We start from the raw sequence: 2,712 nt of genomic DNA, 5'->3' as shown, positions 1-2,712 counted from the left end.
TCCACGCCCAGGACGCGGCCGGTCTCAGCGAGCGGCTCAACCTGAGCCGGGACGACGAAGGACGCGTACCAGTGGCCGAGGCTGTCCTGGTACACACGCACACTGGACGGGTCCGCGGGCAGCTCCCGCGACCACACGACGCTCACCACGATCCCGCCCGCCAGGTGCAGACGACCGTCATCAACCCGGAAGCCGCGCCGGGTGTAGTTCAGGCTCGGCCGCGCTTCCCGCTTCTTCTTCCACCGGGGCATCCCGGCCCGGCGGTGTATCGGAAGCCGGTCCTTGATGTCTTTGAGGGCCTTGGCGCGGGACGTGGCGAAGTCGCGTATCACCTGCTGCTGAGGCACGCTCGCGCCCTCAGCCAGCCAGGGCGTCATCCTGCGGGCCTCGGTCAGCATCTTGTCGAGCTGAGCTTGACCGCACGTCAGCTTCTCGCCACCCGCTTTGCCCTGCACGTGGACCTGTTTGGACTTGGCCACGCATTCGTTCCAGATCCAGCGGCAGCGATCCCACTCGGCTTCGAGCCGGCGCCTGGCCGTGTTCGACAGGCGCACACGGAAGGTGTACCGGGCATGCCCGGTGTCCTTCGCGGTCGCTTCTGTCGTCATGCATCCGAACCTACCCGGGAGCACTGACAGTTGAGAGTTCTCGATCATCGTGGGCGACATCACCGCCGTGCGGGGTGGACACCGGATCGCCCTGACGGCGATCCCTGCCCTGCTCCGCAGGAGTCCGATTCCTACCCGGCCTGAAGACCGGGGCATCCTCGGAGGAACCCGGTGAAGTGCGTCCCGTACCTCGGGGCAGTGGCGGGGGTTCTCGCCCGCCAGCCAGGTGGTGATGATGCGTGCCTGGGCGCAGGACAGCAGCCGGAGCTCATGCTCGCGGGCCCGGCGCCGCTCCCGGCTCAGGATCCATCGCCAGCCCAGAGCGCTCCGGCTGTACCTGCCCAACCGCGCCGGTCGCCTTCGGCTGTGATGTCTGGGGGTGTGGTGTGTGCTGGTGGCGGTGGCGATGGTCAGTGCCAGGGTCTCCAGCGTGTACGTGATCTCGTTGGTTGTACTCGCTTCGGCTCGCGGGCGTGCGTCGGTTCCCCGCCAGCTTTCCTCGTGTCTTCGGTTTCGGCGTGCACGGCGGGCCCCGCGGGTGCATACAGCCGAAGCCCCCTCACCGATGGACGGCGAGGGGGCTTTGTGGGGGCTGCGCGCCCGCTCTCGAGCTAAAAGTCGGCTTAGTACCAGTGGTTGGCCTGCCAGAACGACCACGCCTGGCAGGGGCTGCCGTACGACTGGTTCATGTAGTTGAGGCCCCACTTGATCTGCGTGGCCGGGTTCGTCTGCCAGTCGGAGCCGACGGACGACATCTTGGAGCCGGGCAACGCCTGGACGAGACCGTAGGCGCCGGAGCCTGCGTTGACTGCACGGTAGTTCCAGCTGGACTCGTGGTCCACGATGTTGCTGAAGCATTGGAACTGGTTCGCGCCTACGATCTGATGCGCCATGGACTGGATCTGCGCGACCGTGTACGAGCTTTGGATGGGGAAGCTGGATGCGCCATGGCTCGCACGGCTGGCGGCTTCTGCCTCCTTGTGTGCCTTGGCTTCCTCTTCGGCCTTCTGCTTGGCGATCGCGTCCGCGGCCGCCTGCTTGCGGGCCGACTCCTCGGCGTCCTTCTTGGCGCTCACGTCCGCGGCGATGGCCTGTGCGTCGGCCTGCTGTGTCAGCGACTCGGTTTGGACTTGTGCCTGCTGACCCGTAGGTAGGTCAGCGAGGAGCATCGAGTCGCTTGCCGTTGCCCCGGCGTCGCTCGAGGGCTGCCCGGTGCTGCCCGAGGCAACACCAGTGACGGCTCCGACAGCGGTGACCGCCGTGGCCGAGGCCACTGCGAATCCCCGGACCGAAATCCGGCTCACACGGTTTCCTTCCAGCATCGTCCGCTTGGGTGACCCTGGCGGACGCAATCGTGTCCCCTGACGCTGGCCTCCCAACTGCGGGGTCACGGGAGGCACGGGCCCGGTGGACAACCACCTGGCAGGGGCGGTCGCGTGGTGCTCGGGCGGCATACGACGGCGCTATTAAGTTGGCTGTGGTGCTTTTGAGGTGCCGCACCGCTGGGGGTGCAGCTGTGTCGTATGCGGGGCCTGACAGGGGTGGAACTCTGCCGCACGTGGATACCGGGGGGCAATTCTGTGATGAGTGTGAAAGCTCACATCCATGTGCCCCGCACAAGGAGCGCTCTGGACCAGGAACCATGGGACGCACGGTTGTTGGGGCAGGGGCGGGCCTTCAGCGGGAAGGGGGCACGGGCTCGATGCCCGGGGGATCAAAGGCGCGCCCTGTCTGTGCCGGTGTCGTGTTGCCGGGTAGGCGTGGCCGGGGTGGGGGTTGGGATCTGTTCGGTTTCGGATGTGCAGGAGTGTGTGTGCGTGTGCACGAGCATGTACCTGTTCGTGGTGGTGCAGCGCGCGCACGACCGCTTGGCGGGCACTGTCAGTGCCGGCCGGTAGCGTTCTTCCTGTTGCTGATCAAGCGTTGGGGAGGGGGCAGATCGATGCGAGGTGAGTTGCTGCGTACGATCGCTGCCCCTTTCGTGGCCGTCGGCCCGTCGGGCGTGGCGATCCGCACCCGCCTCAAGGGCCTCACGCCGGACGACGAGCAGGTGTTACGTGTGGTCGGCGCGCATCTGGGGTCGCTGGCCTCGAGGGATCTCAAA

General features: G+C 67.0%; 2 protein-coding genes. Both read right to left on the bottom strand.

What is annotated here, in order from left to right:
* Nucleotides 1–608, bottom strand: a 608-nt coding sequence (locus ACWDA7_RS51910; RefSeq protein ID WP_450615084.1) for an RNA-guided endonuclease InsQ/TnpB family protein, incomplete at its 3' end; no start/stop codon positions are given.
* A gap of 623 nt (nt 609–1,231) precedes the next feature.
* A complete protein-coding gene (locus ACWDA7_RS51905) occupies nt 1,232–1,912 on the bottom strand; it encodes an aggregation-promoting factor C-terminal-like domain-containing protein (protein ID WP_450615082.1) in 681 nt (226 codons plus the stop codon).
* Nucleotides 1,913–2,712: the final 800 nt, after the last annotated feature.

The sequence above is a fragment of the Streptomyces sp. NPDC001156 genome (genome assembly GCF_053598275.1).
Note: the sequence above shows the minus strand (reverse complement) of the source record. Positions and strands in the feature narration are given on the sequence as shown.